Source organism: Paralteromonas sediminis, assembly GCF_003820355.1.
GTDB classification, from domain to species: Bacteria; Pseudomonadota; Gammaproteobacteria; order Enterobacterales; family Alteromonadaceae; genus Alteromonas_F; species Alteromonas_F sediminis.
In genome coordinates, this window is sequence record NZ_RPOK01000003.1 from 111,212 (window position 1) to 130,497 (window position 19,286).

Sequence of the window (19,286 nt, forward strand, 5' to 3'; positions counted from 1 at the left end):
CTAAAAAGCTATCCAGCCGGTTGGGTTCAAGGCCTTACCTTTGTGACGAATTTCAAAATACAAATTGGGGTAAGCCTGGCCACCGCTTTGCCCAACCAGACCAATAGTCTCTCCGCTTCTTACCATATCACCGGCCTGTTTTAAGAGTGCCTGATTGTGGCCGTACACACTCATGTAGCCCTCGCCATGATCAATAATACTGACCAGACCGAAGCCTTTTAGCCAATCCGCATAGAGTACTTTGCCATCGTGAACAGCATTAACAGGGCTACCGGCTCGTCCCTCAATAACTATACCTTTCCACCTGACCTGCCCCTGTCTTCTTTGACCAAATAAACGCTGAACGCGCCCTTGCGCCGGTCTTGTCAAATTGCCTTTTACTTGATCCAGACCTACTAATGTTACTTCGGCTGAACGCGCAGCAGCTCTGGCGGCCTCAGCGGCTTCAATCGCACGTATCAAGGCTTGTTCATTTTCTTGCAGTGAAGCAACCGCCTGCGCATCAGAGATAATTTGACGGTTTATCTGGTCTAGTGTTTTTTTGCGATCATCCTGCCGGGCAGATAATTCTTGCTGCTGATTTTCTTGTCTGGATAGTAATTGCGTCAATGTGCGTTCAGCCTCTTCCAAACGTTGCGTGACGGTGACCAACTCAGCAATGTCGTTTCGAAATAGGCTGATAGCATCTTGCCTTGCCTTACTGAAGTATTGATAGTAAGTAAGTACTCGCTCAAACTTCAACGCATCCTCTTGGTTAAACAGCATTTTAGCGTAATCGTAATTTCCAGCCATATAGGCACTGCGTAACTGCGCACTGAGCTGCGCTTGTTGAGCACTGATGCGAGCCTGCAATTCCCGCCTTTCTGCTTTTAGTGAAGATTGTTCATTTCGATTGGTCTGTAATTCATTGCGTGTATTGCTTAACGCTCTTGCTACGCGACCTATAGCAAGTTCAGACTCCTTTAGAATAGCTTCCAGTTCTTTGGCTGATGCTTTTTGTTCAGCAAGCCTCGCCTGACGTTCTGCTAGCTCTCGCTGCAACTCTTCGAGCTGGGCCGTTTGCGGATCTTCAGTTTGGGCGTAACAAAAGCGTGGCCACAAGACACCAAGGATAAGCAAACAACACACCCCAAATTTCATTTTCTTTGCTACCCACCTTTTCAATAAAAACGGAATTGGTATTGACTAAAAAACAAAGGGTTACAAGCCATACGCAATTCTCTAGTTCAACCAGTTTATCAAAGCAGGCGGGGGATACCACGACTATCTGCCAACAACTTCACCGTCGAACACTGGTTTTTGAGAACAAAATCGCTATACTCGGCGCTGATTTTGAACAAAGAGTAATGGTCAATGCAACAGCTGATTGAGTTTGCTGGCAATAATTTCATTTTGTCAGCTATTTGGGTGGCGCTAGTCGCAATGCTAATTTACAGTTTCGTGAGCAGCGCAGTTTCACCAGTCAAAGAAGTGAACACCCATGAAGCAACATTGTTGATTAACAAGGAAGATGCCATCGTTTTGGATATTCGCGATGCTAAAAGTTTCAATGCAGGACACATTTTGGGTGCACGGCAACTAAAACCAGAAGCGATCCGCAACAGTCAGTTCGGGCCACTTGAAAAATCGAAGAGCAAACCCATTATCGTAGTGTGTGCAATGGGAAATACCGCGCGTAAGACTGCATTAGATTTACATAAAGCCGGTTTTGCTCGTGCAACACTTTTGAAAGGTGGCATGAATGCTTGGCAGTCAGCTGGGCTGCCGGTAAGCAAATAGGGTTTGTTATGAGTAATGTTGAAATATACACCAAAGGCTACTGTCCTTATTGCCACCGCGCTAAGGCTCTGTTAGAGAGCAAAGGCATAGAATACATTGAATATCCCATAGACAAACAACCCGACTTGCGCGAAGAAATGATCACGCGCGCCAACGGCGGGTATACTGTCCCGCAAATTTTTATCGACGGAAAGCACATTGGTGGCTGCGACGATATGTTTGCATTAGAGACAAAGAACGCACTCGATCCTTTGCTGAACGCATGATCGAACACACTCAATAAATTTATAGGAAAGTACTCATGGCAGATGAGCAAAACACACAGAATACAGCCGATCAAGGCGCACAGAATCAACAGTCAGCGTTTTCTATTCAACGCATTTACACAAAAGATATGTCGTTTGAGACGCCTAATTCACCCGCTATTTTCGCTAAAGAGTGGAAACCTGAGATAAAGCTTGATCTTGATACCCGTACCAACCAACTTGAAAATAACTTGTTTGAAGTGGTGCTTGCGGTAACCGTTACCGCTACCGTTGAAGGTGAAACGGCGTTTTTGTGTGAAGTTCAGCAAGCCGGTATTTTTGCTATTGGCGATTTACCTGATGGAAGTAAAGCACATATGGTGGGTTCGTATTGCCCTAACCTATTGTTTCCTTACGCCAGAGAAACAGTTTCAAGTTTAGTTAATAAAGGCACATTCCCTCCACTAAACCTTGCACCTGTTAACTTCGATGCTATCTTTTCAGCATATGTGCAAAAGCGAGCAGAAGCAGCAAAGGCTGAGCAGGGTGAGCAAGCGTCTCAACCTTCTCCTAAGCTAGACGCATAAGCCAAACATTATGAGTAACACAGACAAAAACGCCGCCGTAGCCGTTCTTGGCGCTGGCTCTTACGGCACGGCCTTGGCTTTTTGTCTGGCCAGGAATAACGTCCCAACATATCTGTGGGGACGTGATCCTAACCACATTCAAACTCTCATAGATACTCGCCAAAATACACGCTATTTACCGGGTTTTGACTTTCCTGAAACCTTGCATCCTACAAAGCGCCTACAAGACGCCATTGCTAACGCGTCAGATGTGTTGGTAGTAGTACCCAGTCACGCGTTCACAGCAATGCTCAAAACTATTAAACCGCTGCTTACCAATAAACACGCTATTACCTGGGCAACCAAAGGCTTGGAGCCTCATACAGGGAATCTCCTGCAGGACGTAGCTAAGTCCGTGTTAGGCACCTCTTACCCTATCGCCGTATTATCGGGTCCAACGTTTGCCAAAGAGATGGCCGCAGGCCTACCAACTGCTATTTCCCTGTCTTCAGATAACGAAGCTTTAGTAGAGAGAATGGCAGCTAAGCTACATTGTAAACGCACTTTTCGGGTCTACAAAAATGCAGACATCGTCGGCGTTCAGCTTGGTGGAGCCATCAAGAATGTTATTGCGATTGGCGCGGGTTTGGCCGATGGACTGGGCTTTGGCGCCAATGCCAGAACAGCACTGATCACAAGAGGTTTGGCCGAAATGGCCAGACTAGGAACCTGTCTGGGGGCACAGCCTGAAACCTTTATGGGTATGGCCGGACTCGGCGACTTAGTGCTGACCTGTACAGACAATCAATCACGTAATCGGCGCTTCGGACTGGCACTGGGTGCTGGGAAAAGCATTGAACAGGCGATAAGCGATATTGGTCAGGTTGTTGAAGGCTACAGAAACACCGAAGAAGTGCATGTCCTGGCGCAAAAGCACAAGGTAGAAATGCCTATTTGCGAACAAATCTATGCGGTCTTATATGAAGGCAAAACTGCAAAAGAGGCTGCAATGGCACTGCTTGGCAGGGATATGAAAGCCGAATAAGCTTGCACTAGCGATAAGTGCTTAAAAGCACTAAGCCACCGCTCTTTTGTATGCGTACTCCAAGAACAAGATACAAACAGCAATCGACACCGCGATTGATGCTTCTAGCCATAGTGAGAAGTTAAAAAAGTGCGATAGCAGAAGGCTGGTAACAATGCCCAAGAAAAAATAAGCGGCTTTTCTCATCGTATAACTCTAAGGGTTAGTCCAGAGAGCCATTGACGCTCTGAACACTTGTGTAGTGTATGATAATTGGATAGTACACCTGTAAAATCGGTTCGAAACTGGTTTTATGGTACAGATTCATACTGATTTTACATACCCCAGCTGGCGCCAAGATTCATAAACACATACAGAAACCGCATTAGATAGATTCATACTCCGGCTACCTTCTAACATGGGTATTCGAATACACTGTTGTGCAGGTAACTCATCGATCACATCTTGCGGTAAGCCTCTTGTTTCCGGACCAAACAACAAGGCATCACCAGGCGCATAATCCACATCAGAATGAAAAACGGCACCACAGGTTTCGATGGCGTAGAGCCTACCTTGCAAATACTGTTCAATATAGGTGTGTAAACTTTTGTGCCGTTTTACCTCTGCAAATTCGTGATAATCCAGTCCAGCACGACGAACGCGTTTGTCATCCCACACAAATCCAAGAGGCTCGATTAGATGAAGTGAAAACCCGGTATTGGCGCAAAGCCGAATAATATTGCCCGTATTTGGTGGGATCTCGGGTTGATATAAAACAATGTCTAACATTGTGTATTGCTTACCTCTGTAGAACTGAAAATGTAAAAATAGCAGAGCTATTGCGACAGAAAATCCATTATACGCGCAAGTACCGGGTTCCTGATATCGTCACGCTCCATCAGTAATTCGTGGCGTGCATGTGCCACTTTTACCAATTCGCCACTGGGCATGGTAGCCGCCACTATTCGTTGCCGTTTATTGTCGATAATGATGTCTCTAGCAGAGCTGAACACCAATACAGGTTGGGAAATTTCAAAGGCGCGCAACTCAATTTCATTCATCGCATCCTTTGCCGCAGCGAGCCACTCTGTCGTCACGCCGCCCAGTTGCAGCGCCGGTGTATCTTTATAGAGCTCTACCATGCATTCATAGCGCACTTTACTGTGTGTGAGTGGGTTTACCTGAAATGGATAAACTGTGTACGGCTTTTGACCAAAGAAATAGCCACTTTCCCTGTTGCGGATTCGATTGATTTTTAAACCAGCCTCAACAATCGCAGTCGCTGCCCAATCCGGTAGTGATGGCTTTATGCCAAACATGGGCGAACAAAATACTGCCCGCTCGAAAAGCTCAGGTCGATGAAGCAAGGTCAAGGCACCAATAGCCCCTCCCATGGAATGACAGACCAGACTGAGGTCACCCTTCCATTGCGGTTGCACAATGTTACTGACAAATGTACACAGGTCATCAACGTAGTGTGCAAAGTGTTTTACGTATCCGTGCTGAGGGTCTTGTGTCATTCGTCCAGAAAGCCCTTGGCCTCTGTGATCAAGAGTAAAACAGGCAAATCCATTTTGGTAGAAGTCGTAGATGACCTCTTTATACTTAAGGAAGGTTTCTACCCGACCATTACACAGTACTATCGCCCCTTTCGGGTTTTCCGGTATACAATAAGCAAAGTGAAGTTCAATATTTTCTTCACCAATAAATTGACCAAGAACCACATGGTTCTGCCAAAAAGCATTGATGTGAGAAAAGTATCCGCTTTCCAGTGCTTGTTCTTCAGTTAAGTTCCAGCTCATTAAGACCGCTTACTGAATGACAGTGACACCTTCAGGCCGCCGTCACTGTGATTAGTTGCCTCGATATTGCCATGATGCGCTGTCACAACGGCTTTCGCAATAGCTAAACCCAATCCCACCCCACCTGATTTTCTATCTCGGGCCCGCTCAGCTCGATAAAATGGCGAAAAGATATGCTGTAAGTCATCCTCAGCCAACCCGCTACCGTCGTCCGTTACCGTTACACACCAGCACGGTTGATGCTCGTTCGCCACTTCGCTGAGTTGCACGTCAATTCGACCTTTTGCGTGACGAATTGCATTGCGGATCACATTTTCGATACCACTTTGCACTGCGTCGCGCTGAACGTGCACCGTTATATTGGGTATTGCGCTGACAGTAAACGACTTATTCAATTGCGACGCTTCAAATTCTGCGTTACTCAGGACGGGCTCCAATAATTCTAGCAAAGATAAATCCTCTTTTTTTGCCATTGCTGCTTCAGCGCGAGACAACGTAAGTACTTTGCCAATCATTTCCTCCATAACAGCGGTTTCTTGTTCAATCCTCAGCAGCGCCGTTTTAATAACCGCATTGTCTTTGGCTGCTTGTTCGGCTAATGCAACGGCCATGTTTAAACGCGTTAATGGTGAACGCAATTCATGGGATACATCGGCCAGCAGACGCTGCTGTCCCTGCCAGTTTTGAGCTAGTTTATCTGCCATTGTATTAAAGCCCGTCGCTAACTGCCCAATCTCGTCTTTCTTACACTGCTTCTCACTCACCCTAGCTCGCCAGTCTCCGTTGGCTAATTGTTGGCTAGTTTTGTATAGCTCTCTTATGGGCGTCACTATTGATCGTGTAAAAAAAACACTAAATAGCACTGACATGATCAAGAGGACCAAAATGATGAAATAAGGCGCATTGGGGTAACTGGACAGGCCTTCTTTTCCTGGGCGCTGTACAAACAGCAGAAAATCTTTTCCTGCCAACTGCAAAGGCACTGGGCCGATGAGTTGATAAGGAGGGCGTGATATTTTAATGGGCGTACTCTGCTCGATAAGTTCATTAACATCGCGATCCAGGCGACGTTTAAAACGACTCGGGGGACTTAATACTCGTTGCTTGCCAACATCGTAGAGCACGACTCTGCCTTTTCTACTATTCGCGAGTAGGTCCTTAATCCCTTCAATAGTACCTACACGATTAAAAGCGCGAAGCGTCCTTTGTTTTGCAGCATCTAAAAGGCGGATGTCCTGAGAATCAACCCGCGCAATCTCAACGTCACTTTTTTGCCATTGTGCAACCAGCCAAATACACAGAATGGCCGCCAGTAACGTAGCCCAAAAGCCAATAAGTAGTCGCAATCCAACGGAATGTCTTACGCGTGAGATTATGGACATAACAGAATATACCCCGCCCCTCTGACTGTTTTGATGGTCGGCTGATCATTGATCGCAGCGAGTTTTTTGCGAATATTGCTGACATGCATATCTATGCTGCGATCAAACTCCATAAGTTTTCTGCCCAATACCTGCTCACTAATCGCTGCCTTACTAACCAAGTGACCGGCCTGTTTAGCTAACAAAAAAAGTGTCGCAAATTCTGTTCCAGTGAGCTCAAGTTGCTGACCACAATAGGTCACCTTTTGTGAGGAGGCATGAATGCTGATTTCACCTATTTCTATGCTGAGAGCTTGATTGGAATCGTCATAGTGGGTACGGCGCCGAATTAATGCTTTGATTCGCGCCATCAATTCTCTGTGATTAAAAGGTTTTGGCAGGTAATCATCAGCGCCCAGCTCAAGACCCAATATACGGTCATAATCATCACCGCGCGCGGTGAGCATAATTACAGGGGTAAAACAGAAATGGCGCATTTCTCTCAACACATCAAAGCCATCTTTGACGGGCATCATGACATCGAGTAGTACCACATCGTAATGGTTTGCATGATTCAACCTGTCGAGCCCTTCTTGCCCATCATTGGCTACAGACACTTCATACCCGTTGGTACGAAGGAACTCGTCAAGCATTGTGGTCAGTTGCTTATCATCGTCAATGATCAATACGTGTGAATGTGTCATTTCATCAAATAACTATACATGGTTGCTATAGCTTACTGCCGGATTGCCAAGAGGCAAAGTCTGAGCTGCACCTTTACGAAACCTTTACATACACTTGCCACTTCTTTGCATTGTACTTCTTATACTGCTATCGAACGTTAACAAACATGAGCGAATACAAATGAAGATTAAGATTAACTTGACTCCTTTTTTACTAGGTGCCGTAACAGCGGGTTTACTGGCAACGTCGACATTGGCGATTTCTGGTCCTCACAAAGACGGTTTGGAAAACAGAAAAGCGTTTATTCAGTCATTGAATTTAACGGATGCGCAACGGGAAAAAATGCGTGAGATTATGCCCTCAATAAACAAGCAGGCACACAGCAACCCCATGATAGCACTGATGCCAATCGCATTTGCGGATGAACTTGACCCCCTAAAACTTTCATTAGCACTCGACGCCTTGTCATCGCAACGCAGAGCAAAAGGGCTTGCAATGGCAGAACGCCGTTATGTTTTGGGTCAAATATTGGATGAGACGCAAAGAGACAAGCTGGAAGCAAGAATGTCTGAAAACATGCAAAATGCCCGTGTAGGACGAGACCCAGCTAAACTGTTTAGTAAACTTGACCTGACCAGTGAGCAGCAAATCCAAATCGACGAGTTGACCGCAGCACTGACCGACAACCGCGAAAACATGCAAACACTATTACATAGCTTCAAAGTTGCCGAGCGAGATATTATTCAAGCCCCATCGTTTGATGCCACAGCTTGGGTGGACCTTTACGATCTGCATGAAACGAATATGCGTACTTCAGCAACACAAATGGTGAATACTCTGCATACCCTATACACGGCGCTCGACACTGAGCAACAGAAAAAGTTAAAGCGCATGATAAAACACAAAATGAAGCATATGCGCAAAAAGGCCTAGGCAGTGGCTAACGCAAAAAGTGTGGCGACGAAACCAGTAAATCTGCCGTCGCCAGATTACATGCTACTGGGGTGTTGTACACAGAGCAAAGCCTTAGTAGCGCTTTTACATCCGGGTCGTGAGGCTGCGCATTGAGCGGGTCCCAAAAAAAGAATAAGGCGGAGAGTTGGCCCTCTGCGATCAGCGCACCTATTTGCTGATCGCCCCCCAATGGACCACTTTTGTACCTGTGAATAGCCAGCCCAGTATGCGCATTCAACTTTTTACCGGTTGTTCCCGTTGCGACTAAGTCGTATTGAGATAACAAGGTTTTATGCCGACTTGCCCACTCGATGAGCTCCTGTTTTTTATTGTCATGAGCCACCAGGGCCAACCTATGAGTTGACATAATAATTTCTCCAGAATGCCATATATTAAATATTTATACATTTTTATTGCATATTTATACTTTCGAGTTAAACTGCGAGCTTACTCACATGAATACGGTAGCACAGTTTTTTAGTCATGGTTAAGACAGTCATTTTTGGGGCAAGTGGATACACGGGAGCCGAACTCGTTAAGTTGGTCTCACAACATCCCAAATTAACGTTAAATGGTCTCTATGTATCGCCTAACAGCCTTGATGCTGACAAAGATATCGCCGAGCTTCATCCCGGTTTGTCGCATCTGAAGGGCCACAAAGTTAAGGCTACTGCTGCTCACGAGCTTGTCTACATTGCCAAAGAGAATGACGTGATTTTGTTGGCTACCCCTCATGAGGCAAGTCACGACTGGACTGCATCATTACTGGGGAGTAATGCTGTTGTGTATGATTTGTCAGCGGCATTCAGGTTGTCTGACACCAATGCTTACCAAACTCACTACGGCTTTACTCACCAACACAGTGAGTTATTGGCGCAAGCGACGTATGGCTTAGCCGAGCATTTTGCTAATGATATTGCCAATGCGAGTCTGATAGCACTGCCCGGTTGTTATCCGACCGCTTCTTTGATGGCACTCATGCCATTGGTAGATGCAAATGTACTTTGCCAATCAACCTTGCCCGTGATCAATGCCACGTCTGGTGTATCGGGCGCAGGTAGAAAAGCTTCCTTGGCCAATAGCTATTGTGAAGTTAGCTTGCAGGCCTATGGCGTATTTACCCACAGACATACGCCAGAAATTGCTCAATACCTTAATAGAGAGGTAATTTTTACCCCGCATTTAGGCAATTTTAAGCGTGGCATACTGGCAACCATCACCGCTAAATTGACGCCTGGAGTGTCTCAGGCAGATATTGATGCCCTCTATACCGCCTGTTATGCGCGCTGCCCACTTATTCGTTTTCAATCTAAACCGACCAGAGTAGACGATGTTGCTAATACGCCTTTTTGTGATTTGTACTGGCAAGTTCAAGCTTCAAACAATCACATCATAATAACTAGCGCCATTGACAATGTATTGAAAGGCGCGGCTTCACAGGCCATCCAGTGTGTCAACCTGCGCAATGGTTGGGACGTAACTACTGGCCTGCTAGGTGCATTATCATGACATTGCCTTATGTAATTAAAGTAGGCGGTGCTTTGCTTGAATCAACCGAAGCGACGCAGGCCTTTCTGCACAACTTGTATCAAATAAACGATATTCAGTCGGTGCTGGTGCACGGCGGCGGCACGCAAGTGGCTAGTTTGCTGAATAAGTTAGGTTACACCACGATAAAAAAAGATGGACTTAGAGTTTCTCCTCCAGAGCAAATGCCCTATGTCACAGGCATGCTCGCCGGAGCGGTAAATAAAAAACTGGTCGCGCAAGCCAACTCAGTAGGGTTAAAAGCAGTTGGGATCAGTGCACTTGATGGAAAAACTATCCGTGCTGAAGTTTTCGATAACGCGCTAGGGGCCGTAGGTCAACCCATCAGCGCTGACAGCACTTTAGTTGAGCAGCTGATAAGTTCAGAGTGGTTGCCCATTATGGCGTGCATTGGAGCTTCAGATGAAGGGGAACTGCTGAACATCAATGCTGACCACGTTGCTGCAACGCTAGCCGAGTCCTTGCAGTGTCCTTTGCTGTTGCTTTCAGATGTACCTTCTGTGCTGGATGCACAAAAGCAAAGAATAACAGAGATTACGCCGGCTTCTTTGCCCACACTGGTGAATGATAAGGTCATCACTGATGGCATGCTGGTAAAGGTTGATGCAGCTATGGCGACAGCGCAAAAAACACATGAACCCGTCATTATCGCTGGCTGGCGTGACAGCCTGTCAGCCATATTGGCTGGTGATGCTGGCACCCATGTACTTCCCGAATAAAAAGGCTAATATTGCAATGAAACAGGATCTTCTTACTTTTACCAATTGGACGCCTGAAGCGGCAAACGAATTACTTGCTTTAGCCGTCGAAATGAAAGCCAATATGGAACAATATGGCGACGTGTTAAAAGGCAAAAGTATCGTCGCTTTATTTGAAAAACCGTCTTTGCGCACCCGTCTGAGTTTTGAAATTGGCATTCACAAATTGGGTGGTCACCTAGTTTACGTAGACTCTGAAGCGGGCAAACTAAATGGCCGTGAAGGTGCGGCAGATGTTGCTGCCAATATAGCCTGCTGGGCAGATGGCCTGATTGCCAGAGTGTTTTCTCACAATACTCTTGAAACATTTGCTAGCGCTGCAGACGTACCTGTCATCAATGCACTGTGCGACAAGTATCATCCATGCCAGGCACTCGCTGATTACCTTACGCTTTTCGAACAGTTTGGCAAGGTCAAAGGACTCACGCTGGCATATATTGGTGATGGCAATAATGTGACACACTCTCTATTAATACTCGGCGCGTTACTGGGGTGCCACCAAGTAGTCATTACACCTAATGGACATGAAGTCGATCAGGCTATTTTTGATGCAGCGCAATCCATTGCCGATCAGACCGGTTGTAATATGGTGCAGTCGAATGATATAAGCGCAGCTAAAGGGGCCAGCGTGCTGTACACAGATACTTGGCTTTCAATGGGCGACAGTACACCACTATCTGAAATAAAAGACGCTTTTACGCCCTATCAAATTAATCACGAGCTGTTAAAAAACACCGGGGCAACCCATGCCATGCATTGTCAACCGGCACACCGTGATCTAGAAATAACCAGTGCCATCATCGACAGTGATGCGTCTTTATTGATGCAGCAAGCTGAAAACCGCATGTATGCACAAAACGCTATACTAAAAACCTTATTCGCTTAAGCAGGACACAAAGCATGTCAGAGATAAAAAAAGTCGTTCTCGCCTATTCAGGCGGCCTTGATACATCGGCCATTGTGCCTTGGTTAAAAGACAATTACGGCTGTGAAGTGGTGGCCTTTGCCGCCGATGTAGGCCAAGGAGAAGAAGAACTTGAGGGGTTGCATGACAAAGCCATCGCATCGGGTGCCTCTGAATGCCATATTGTCGATTTAAAAGAAGAATTTGTTCGAGAGTACATTTACCCCACCGTCAAAACGGGAGCTGTTTATGAAGGTGAGTACTTACTTGGCACCTCTATGGCCAGACCCGTAATAGCAAAAGCGCAAGTCGAAGTTGCCAGAAAGGTGGGCGCAGATGCACTCAGCCACGGATGTACTGGTAAAGGTAATGACCAAGTACGCTTTGAAGGAGCCTTTGCAGCGCTAGCTCCTGACCTAAAAGTCATTGCACCATGGCGTGAGTGGGATATGGTATCTCGTGAACAATTATTGGCGTATTTGCAGGAAAAAAACATTCCGTCAACGTCGTCAGTGCGCAAAATATACAGCCGTGATGGCAACGCTTGGCACATTTCTCACGAAGGTGGAGAGCTCGAGGATCCTTGGCAGCCCCCCACTGACATGGTGTGGACAATGACCACGGCACCAGAACTGGCCCCTGATAAACCGCAGCACGTTAAACTCTCCTTTGATAAAGGCGAGCTTACGCATGTTGATGATGAAGCCTTATCGCCCTATCAGGCACTGGTAAAACTCAATACTATTGCCGGAGCACATGGCGTAGGTCGGATCGATATTGTTGAAAATCGTCTTGTGGGCATGAAATCTCGTGGTTGTTACGAAACCCCGGGCGGTACCGTTATGATGAAAGCCTACAAGGCACTGGAAACCATGGTGCTAGACAAAGCCTCTCTGAAGCACAGAGAGTACTTAGGCCTTGAGTTTTCTCACGTTATGTACGACGGTCGCTGGTTTACGCCCCTGTGCCAATCGTTACTAGCTGGCGCCCAAACACTTGCTGACAAAGTCACTGGCGACATAGTAGTGAAGCTATATAAAGGTCAGGCCTCTGTTGTTCAGCGTCGTTCACCAAACACTTTGTATTCAGAGGACTTTGCTACCTTTGGTGAAGACGACGTTTATGATCAAAGTCACGCTGAAGGCTTTATTCGTCTGTACAGTTTGTCCAGTCGCATTGCCGCATTAAAAAGTCAGGGTAAAGCATAATGGCACTTTGGGGAGGACGGTTCACGTCGGGTAGCAGCAACTTATTTCGTCAAGTCAATGACTCTTTGCCGTTTGATCATGTTATGGCTGTCGAAGACATGACCGGCTCGATTGTCTGGTCTCAGGCATTGCTGTCAGTGGGGGTACTGACCGAACATGAACAGCAGCAAATTGAGACAACACTCAATAATTTTATTGCACGGGTAGAGGCAGGCGAGCTGGACATGTCGGACAGCGAAGAAGAAGATATTCACTCTGTCGTTGAAGCCATGCTTACCGACAAATTGGGTGATATTGGTCGAAAGCTTCACACGGGAAGAAGCCGTAATGATCAGGTCGCCACCGACTTTAGACTATGGTGCAGAGGTCATGCTAAGCAGCTTCAACAAGACCTAACGCATTTAACGGACGCATTGCTCAAAGCCGCTGCACGCCATCAACAGGCAATCTTGCCTGGCTATACCCATTTGCAACGGGCTCAGCCGATTTTATGGCCACATTGGTGTTTGGCCTATGTGGAAATGTTTAAACGAGACCTCTCCCGGCTCGAGGACGCTGTCATCAGAATGAATCAGTGTCCCCTTGGTAGTGGTGCGCTTGCTGGTACAACCTATCAGGTTAACCGTGAGCGTATTGCCACCGACCTTGGTTTCTCTCAACCCTGTCTGAATAGCTTAGACGCTGTATCCGACAGGGATTTTGTGTTGGAGTTATTGTTTTGCGCCAGTACCAGCATGATGCATATCTCCAGAATGGCTGAAGACCTGATTTTCTATAACACGGGTGAGGCAGGCTTTATGCAGCTTGGCGATGCTGTTACTTCAGGCTCATCGTTGATGCCACAAAAGAAAAACCCTGATGCATTGGAATTAATGCGTGGAAAATGCGGACGTGTTTTTGGCCACCTGCAGGCACTTTTGGTCACTATGAAAGGGCTTCCGCTTGCCTATAATAAGGATATGCAAGAAGACAAAGAGGGCGTTATGGACGCTGTCACACAGTGGCATATTTGTCTCCGCATTGCCGCCGACGTGTTAGACAGTGCTGAACTGAATGTTGCACGTTGCCGGGAAGCTGCGCAACAAGGCTATTCAAATGCCACTGAGCTCGCTGACTATCTAGTTGGAAAAGGCATTCCATTCAGAACAGCGCATGATATTACCGGCCAGTTAGTGGTAGAAGCCATTGAGAAAGGCTGTGCGCTAGAGCATTTACCGCTTTCCGCCATGCAAGCCGTGTGCAATAAAATTGATGACGATGTTTATGCAGTATTAGCACTGGAGTATGGCATCAGTAAACGCTGTGCACTGGGCGGTACTTCGCAGGAAACCGTCAACGAGGCCTTGTACAGGGAGTTAGAAAAGCGGGATCGCTCAGGAGACTAAGGCATGGTGTTGTCGCACACTGACAGTATAAGATTGTTCAGAAGCTCTGCGCCCTACATTAATGCGCACAGAGGTAAAACTTTCGTTCTAATGTTCAGCGGTGAAGCTTTTGAACACAGTAACTTTGCCAATATCATTCATGATATCGCGCTGTTGAGTTCATTAGGTGTGCGTCTGGTTTTGGTACATGGTGCCAGACCCCAAATTGATCAGCGAGTGGCATTAAGAGGCATTGAACCATGCTTTAAAGACAATATTCGCGTCACTGACAAAAGTACACTTGAATCTGTTAAAGATGCAGCAGGCTCAGTACGAGCCCAAATCGAAGCTTTGCTTTCTATGGGTTTACCCAACTCTCCCATGCATGGCGCACAGATCCGCGTGTGTGGCGGCAATCATGTGGTAGCCAAACCGATGGGCGTCAAAAATGGTGTCGACTTTGAGAATACTGGCCTGGTCAGACGGATTGATACTGAAGCTATCAATGATCATTTGAATGACGGTTCTATCGTCTTGTTATCGCCCATTGGTTACTCACCTACCGGAGAAGTATTTAATTTATCTCATGAAGATGTGGCTACTGAGGCAGCTATTGCCCTTCAGGCTGATAAGTTAATAGCGTTTTCTGAACAAGAAGGCGTATTTAGGGATGACGGCAAACTGTTGCGTACCATAGAGCTGCCCGATTTTCAGGCACTGGCGAAGAAGAACCAACTGTCTATTGAGCCGACCGTCGGCTACGCTCTCGCAAGGAGTGTCTCTGAAGGGGTAGTACGTGCTCACTGCGTTAGTTACCAACACGACGGCGCTTTACTGCAAGAACTGTTTACCCGTGATGGTACTGGCACCTTAGTCATGGAGCATCACTACGAACAATTGCGCTCTGCCAATATCGATGATGTAGGAGGCATCCTCAAGCTTATCAAACCTCTAGAGGAAAGCGGTGTCTTGGTTACGCGCTCGCGCGAGCGTCTTGAACGCGAGATAGAGGAATTTGTGGTGATAGAAAGAGACGGCATGATAATTGGTTGTGCAGCACTATACCTCTACCCTGACGACGGATGTGCTGAGCTGGCTTGCGTTGCCACTCACAGAGATTATCGAGGCAAGCAACGCGGCGAGCGAATTTTGGAAGCAGTCAGCGCCCGCGCATTAGAAGCGGGGATCAAAAAGCTCTTTGTCCTGACCACTGTCACTGCGCATTGGTTTTTAGAGCAGGGTTTTACCCCTGCGGGGCTAGATGCATTGCCAGAACAAAAGCAGACCCTCTATAACTTACAGCGTAATTCAAAGATTTTTGAATTAACTCTGTAGACCTTTCATTGATATCATGCAAGTTCGTTTATTGGACAGTCCGCAAAATCTAAGCTAGGTTATGGTCAAGTTGATAACTGAAGCACATAATGCTCAGCGACAACTCAAACGGTTTTGTTACTGCCTGACAACGAGTCATAGGAATGACACAAACATACCGCTAGGTAGACCAAGGTAATAGGGAGATTAATTATGCAAAGTGGTAAACACTACCTTATCGTTCTAGAAGCTGCACCAACAATAGCCCCAAAAGCAGGAAGCTCGGCAATCATAAACTACGAATCTGGTGGCGCAACCCCGGTATCTCCCGTTTTGAACACAGTATCAGACTGGTCAAAGTCGGTGCATGTTTGTGCACTTAAGGACGGCGCCGACCCTACAGTAAACAGAGACAGACTCTCATACAAAAATGACGCTGGTGAAGGTGAATTCAGGACAATTGCCCTATTCAAACCACTTGACGTGTGAAAGTGATGTTTTTTGATTTAAATTAATACCTGTTGATAAACCCAAACGTGTTAATGAGTCCATGCAGGACGACATTGGGCCATAAACAGCGTTTTGACAATACATAGCAGGCACCAAAGACAAGACTGCTGAAAAACATAAAAACAGCACCATAGGCCCCTTTGAAATAAACATGTCTAGCAGCCCAGAATAGGCCTGGAATAACAATGGCAATGGCTGTTGCTATCCAGTGCGGCCCCAAAATCCTTTGCAGTGCGGTGATAAAAAAAGCGCGATAGACCAACTCTTCAACAAGACCACCAACAAGCCAGCCTAACATTATATACCATAGGGTAACGGGCAAGTTTCCCGCTAAATGTGCAAACCTTAAAGACTCATCAGGTTTGACAAAGAAGTGTTTTGCAATAAAAACAGACAGCAAAGCAACAGCAATCGTCGCCATAGTTAATAAAGTGAGCGACAAAAAGAAAGATTTGTACGATCTTGGCGACCTGAGCCCCAGTTCATTCCAACTGACCTCCCATTTTTTCATCAGGATACTAATCACCCCAAAGGTAATGAGTAGAGACAGTATGCCGGCATTGAACTCTGTCCATATAGAAAACATTGATTTTAGCGCTGTCAACAAAACAACAGATAACAAGACAGTGAGTAGAATGCGTTTTTTTGAGATTTGTGAGAATGGATTGCTCTCAGCAGGCTTGCGTATTGTTGCGTTATTCATATGAGTTCGAATTTAAAAGTGCTTTTAAAATAATATACAACAGTTTGCGCAAATAATTGTACAAATATTTGCGCAAAATTTCCCGTTAAATTAATATGGTGTGATTGACGGGGCTTCTAGCACCTCAGTAACACTTAGTCTAAGCCCGTGAAAGAGGTAAAAATGAACGAAATATATCGCGACTTTGGAGAAGCATTCCTAGCTCCCAAAGCAAAATCGCTTTATGACTTAATTGTAATCCAGGGAGAAAAGTTACTCGGTGAGCTTGGGGCAGACACACCGTCAAGCTGTGTATCTGTTGTGTTGCTTTTGGCCCAACATAGAGCCCTGTCTACGGCACAAATCTCGCAAAAACTAGAGAAGTCACATCAGCTGATTTCAACCCGCATCAGTAAATTGGAAAAACTGGGCATTGTTGAAAAGCAAAAAAATAACGCGGACAAACGCGCCAATAAGGTAACGCTGACACCCCAAGGGTTAACAGAGTTAACAAAAATTGAAGCGGCTTGTGCTATCGCAGATCGACACTTTCGTGATTTGTACAGTGAGCTGGGGTTCGACGTGGGCAATATACTGGAAAAAATGGAATTAAAGCTTAAATTAACGCCTTTAAAATCCAATGAAGACTCAACTTCTCCACGGTATTGACGAAAGTATTTCCTGCCTAAATACCCACGTGCTACCCCACGCAATATGATACGCGCTTTGTTTAGTGCAGCCAAAGCGGCACTGAAGCAATACCGCTTTTCAGCGTAGACGTCTAGCATCTAAGCAACATGAGGCGCTTACTCAAGTAGCAATAAAAAACCAGACGCTCTACTGCATAACAAACTCGCGCCCTACACGTTGTTATATCACTAAATACTGATCCTCTTGTAAGGTCTGTACTCGGGCTGCCAGAAATTCGCTTCTATTTTGGCTTGGAGTTGTTCATCAGAAATTTCTAGTGCTAGCCCTTGCGCTATCGCCACTTTTGCCACGTCAAATGCAATTTGTTTACTCAGCGCAGCGATATCACGCAACGACGGTAACAAAGCGCCTTCCCCCTTGGTTGCTAGCGGAGAAGATGCCGCCAGAGCATTACTTGCTGCCATTAGCATTTCATCGCTGATCAGTTTAGCTTTACTGGCTATCACACCTAAACCTATCCCTGGGAAAATGTAACTGTTGTTACATTGTGCGATGGGATACGTTTTGTTTTTGTATTCTACTGGCTTAAACGGGCTGCCTGTCGCGATAACAACATTGCCATCAGTCCACTCGATGACTTGCTCCGGACGGGCCTCAACTTGGCGAGAAGGGTTGCTTAATGGGAAAATTATCGGCTGTTCACAATGCTGCTGCATAGTTTGAACCACTTGCTCAGTAAATAATCCTGGCTGCCCCGATACACCAATGAGGACATCGGGCTTAGCGCAATTCATCACGTCCAGCAAGGTGGCATATTCACCTGAGTATTGCCAGTCGCTCAACGACTCTTTTGGCTGCTGTAGGGCCTGCTGGAAATCGCGCAAATCTTCCATGCCTTCGGTGAGTAATCCATAGCGGTCTACCATGAAGACTTGCCTACGCGCCTGCTCATCGGTCAACCCTTCGTGGATCATTTGTTGAATCAGCATTTCGGCAATACCACAACCCGCTGAGCCAGCGCCAACAAACACAATTTTCATGCTGGAAAGAAGCTGCTGCTTCACTTTGCATGCAGCTAAAATAGTACCTAGGGTAACAGCCGCAGTGCCTTGTATGTCATCATTGAAGCAACAAACTTCATTGCGATAGCGCTGCAATAGTGGCATAGCATTTGGCTGCGCAAAGTCTTCAAACTGAATCATTACTTCTGGCCAACGACGTTGTGCTGCCTTGATAAACATATCAACAAATTCATTATATTCATCCTGACCAATTCTTGGATGGCGCGCCCCCATGTACATAGGGTCATTGAGCAACTTTTCATTGTTTGTGCCCACATCCAACATCACAGGAAGTGTGTATGCAGGGCTTATTCCACCGCATGCTGTGTAAAGGCTGAGTTTACCGATCGGAATTCCCATGCCGCCAATGCCTTGATCACCAAGTCCTAAGATGCGCTCCCCATCGGTAATGACGATGACTTTTACTTTGCGTTTTGTCGCGTTGCGCACAATATCGTCGAGTTGATGACGCTCATCATAAGATACAAAGAGACCACGCGAGCTGCGGTAAATGTCAGAAAACTGCTCACAGGCATCACCCACAGTCGGGGTGTAAATGATGGGCATCATTTCTTCAATGTGCTCCTGAATCAACCTGTAGTAGAGCGTTTCGTTAGTGTCTTGGATCGCTCGCAAATAAATATGCTTATTGAGTGGCTCGTCGAAACTTTTATATTGCAGATAGGCACGTTCAACCTGCTCTTCAATGGTTTCATAGCGGGGTGGCAAAAGGCCAATTAAATTAAACGCAGCACGTTCTCTGGCCGTGAAAGCACTTCCTTTGTTCAGCAAAGGTGTTTCCAGCAGTGATGGACCAGCATGGGGAATATACAAATACCGCGTATCATTATCAGACATAGAGTTCTCGTAG

Annotated in this window: 21 protein-coding genes; 13 read left to right on the forward strand and 8 right to left on the reverse strand. The window is 46.3% G+C overall.

Translation table 11 applies throughout. The annotated features are described in order from the left end of the window. Positions 1 to 1,140, reverse strand: a complete 1,140-nt coding sequence (locus DRW07_RS09625) for a murein hydrolase activator EnvC family protein (protein WP_124027705.1) — start codon at positions 1,138 to 1,140, stop codon at positions 1 to 3. A gap of 213 nt (positions 1,141 to 1,353) precedes the next feature. Here DRW07_RS09625 and DRW07_RS09630 point away from each other — a divergent pair, with 213 nt between their 5' ends. The 4 genes from DRW07_RS09630 to gpsA are packed head-to-tail and all read left to right on the forward strand — an operon-like array spanning position 1,354 to position 3,635. Next, positions 1,354 to 1,779: a rhodanese-like domain-containing protein gene (locus DRW07_RS09630; RefSeq protein WP_124027706.1), complete on the forward strand. Its 426-nt coding sequence runs from the start codon at positions 1,354 to 1,356 to the stop codon at positions 1,777 to 1,779. An 8-nt stretch (positions 1,780 to 1,787) separates the two neighbouring features. Next, a complete protein-coding gene (gene grxC, locus DRW07_RS09635; RefSeq protein WP_124027707.1) occupies positions 1,788 to 2,045 on the forward strand; it encodes a glutaredoxin 3 in 258 nt (85 codons plus the stop codon). Between the two features lie 35 nt (positions 2,046 to 2,080). Beyond that, complete coding sequence (secB, locus tag DRW07_RS09640) at positions 2,081 to 2,611, forward strand: protein-export chaperone SecB (RefSeq protein WP_124027708.1); 531 nt, start codon at positions 2,081 to 2,083, stop codon at positions 2,609 to 2,611. A gap of 10 nt (positions 2,612 to 2,621) precedes the next feature. Continuing rightward, positions 2,622 to 3,635 carry an NAD(P)H-dependent glycerol-3-phosphate dehydrogenase gene (gene gpsA, locus DRW07_RS09645; RefSeq protein ID WP_124027709.1) on the forward strand — a complete coding sequence of 338 codons (1,014 nt, stop codon included), beginning with the start codon at positions 2,622 to 2,624 and terminating at the stop codon, positions 3,633 to 3,635. A gap of 303 nt (positions 3,636 to 3,938) precedes the next feature. Here gpsA and trmL read toward each other — a convergent pair whose 3' ends face one another. From trmL to DRW07_RS09665, 4 genes are read right to left on the reverse strand one after another with little or no spacing between them, the layout of a single operon-like run. Then, positions 3,939 to 4,403, reverse strand: coding sequence for a tRNA (uridine(34)/cytosine(34)/5-carboxymethylaminomethyluridine(34)-2'-O)-methyltransferase TrmL (trmL, locus tag DRW07_RS09650; RefSeq protein ID WP_124027710.1), 465 nt, complete (start codon positions 4,401 to 4,403; stop codon positions 3,939 to 3,941). Positions 4,404 to 4,450: 47 nt separating this feature from the next. Next, positions 4,451 to 5,416 (reverse strand): alpha/beta fold hydrolase, encoded by a 966-nt coding sequence (locus DRW07_RS09655; RefSeq protein WP_124027711.1) that lies wholly within the window; start codon positions 5,414 to 5,416, stop codon positions 4,451 to 4,453. Next, the gene (locus DRW07_RS09660; RefSeq protein ID WP_124027712.1) at positions 5,416 to 6,798 is read right to left on the reverse strand and encodes an ATP-binding protein; all 1,383 of its coding nucleotides are present in this window, start codon (positions 6,796 to 6,798) and stop codon (positions 5,416 to 5,418) included. Before DRW07_RS09660 ends, DRW07_RS09655 begins: the two co-directional genes overlap by 1 nt. Then, positions 6,789 to 7,481: a response regulator gene (locus DRW07_RS09665; RefSeq protein WP_124027713.1), complete on the reverse strand. Its 693-nt coding sequence runs from the start codon at positions 7,479 to 7,481 to the stop codon at positions 6,789 to 6,791. Before DRW07_RS09665 ends, DRW07_RS09660 begins: the two co-directional genes overlap by 10 nt. Before the next feature lie 160 nt (positions 7,482 to 7,641). Between DRW07_RS09665 and DRW07_RS09670 the strand changes: the two genes are divergently transcribed. After that, entirely contained in the window at positions 7,642 to 8,394 is a 753-nt protein-coding gene (locus DRW07_RS09670) for a Spy/CpxP family protein refolding chaperone (RefSeq protein WP_124027714.1), read from the forward strand. A 7-nt stretch (positions 8,395 to 8,401) separates the two neighbouring features. Here the strand turns inward: DRW07_RS09670 and DRW07_RS09675 are convergent, their stop codons facing one another. Continuing rightward, positions 8,402 to 8,782 carry a methylglyoxal synthase gene (locus tag DRW07_RS09675; protein WP_124027715.1) on the reverse strand — a complete coding sequence of 127 codons (381 nt, stop codon included), beginning with the start codon at positions 8,780 to 8,782 and terminating at the stop codon, positions 8,402 to 8,404. 116 nt (positions 8,783 to 8,898) lie between these two features. Between DRW07_RS09675 and argC the strand changes: the two genes are divergently transcribed. From argC to DRW07_RS09710, 7 genes are all read left to right on the forward strand, one after another. After that, the gene (argC, locus tag DRW07_RS09680; RefSeq protein ID WP_124027716.1) at positions 8,899 to 9,924 is read left to right on the forward strand and encodes an N-acetyl-gamma-glutamyl-phosphate reductase; all 1,026 of its coding nucleotides are present in this window, start codon (positions 8,899 to 8,901) and stop codon (positions 9,922 to 9,924) included. After that, positions 9,921 to 10,682, forward strand: coding sequence for an acetylglutamate kinase (gene argB, locus DRW07_RS09685; RefSeq protein ID WP_124027717.1), 762 nt, complete (start codon positions 9,921 to 9,923; stop codon positions 10,680 to 10,682). Before argC ends, argB begins: the two co-directional genes overlap by 4 nt. Before the next feature lie 16 nt (positions 10,683 to 10,698). Beyond that, entirely contained in the window at positions 10,699 to 11,607 is a 909-nt protein-coding gene (locus DRW07_RS09690) for an ornithine carbamoyltransferase (protein WP_124028169.1), read from the forward strand. A gap of 14 nt (positions 11,608 to 11,621) precedes the next feature. Then, the gene (locus DRW07_RS09695; protein ID WP_124027718.1) at positions 11,622 to 12,833 is read left to right on the forward strand and encodes an argininosuccinate synthase; all 1,212 of its coding nucleotides are present in this window, start codon (positions 11,622 to 11,624) and stop codon (positions 12,831 to 12,833) included. Continuing rightward, a complete protein-coding gene (argH, locus tag DRW07_RS09700) occupies positions 12,833 to 14,218 on the forward strand; it encodes an argininosuccinate lyase (RefSeq protein ID WP_124027719.1) in 1,386 nt (461 codons plus the stop codon). Before DRW07_RS09695 ends, argH begins: the two co-directional genes overlap by 1 nt. 3 nt (positions 14,219 to 14,221) lie before the next feature. Then, positions 14,222 to 15,532, forward strand: a complete 1,311-nt coding sequence (gene argA, locus DRW07_RS09705; RefSeq protein WP_124027720.1) for an amino-acid N-acetyltransferase — start codon at positions 14,222 to 14,224, stop codon at positions 15,530 to 15,532. Positions 15,533 to 15,724: 192 nt separating this feature from the next. Continuing rightward, positions 15,725 to 16,000 carry a hypothetical protein gene (locus DRW07_RS09710; protein WP_124027721.1) on the forward strand — a complete coding sequence of 92 codons (276 nt, stop codon included), beginning with the start codon at positions 15,725 to 15,727 and terminating at the stop codon, positions 15,998 to 16,000. 22 nt (positions 16,001 to 16,022) lie between these two features. Here DRW07_RS09710 and DRW07_RS09715 read toward each other — a convergent pair whose 3' ends face one another. Then, positions 16,023 to 16,724, reverse strand: coding sequence for a CPBP family intramembrane glutamic endopeptidase (locus DRW07_RS09715; protein ID WP_124027722.1), 702 nt, complete (start codon positions 16,722 to 16,724; stop codon positions 16,023 to 16,025). Between the two features lie 162 nt (positions 16,725 to 16,886). Between DRW07_RS09715 and DRW07_RS09720 the strand changes: the two genes are divergently transcribed. Further along, positions 16,887 to 17,372, forward strand: coding sequence for a MarR family winged helix-turn-helix transcriptional regulator (locus DRW07_RS09720; protein ID WP_124027723.1), 486 nt, complete (start codon positions 16,887 to 16,889; stop codon positions 17,370 to 17,372). A gap of 209 nt (positions 17,373 to 17,581) precedes the next feature. On the opposite strand, the gene DRW07_RS09725 is transcribed toward DRW07_RS09720, so the two are convergent. Further along, positions 17,582 to 19,273 carry an NAD-dependent malic enzyme gene (locus DRW07_RS09725; protein ID WP_124027724.1) on the reverse strand — a complete coding sequence of 564 codons (1,692 nt, stop codon included), beginning with the start codon at positions 19,271 to 19,273 and terminating at the stop codon, positions 17,582 to 17,584. Between the last annotated feature and the right edge of the window lie 13 nt (positions 19,274 to 19,286).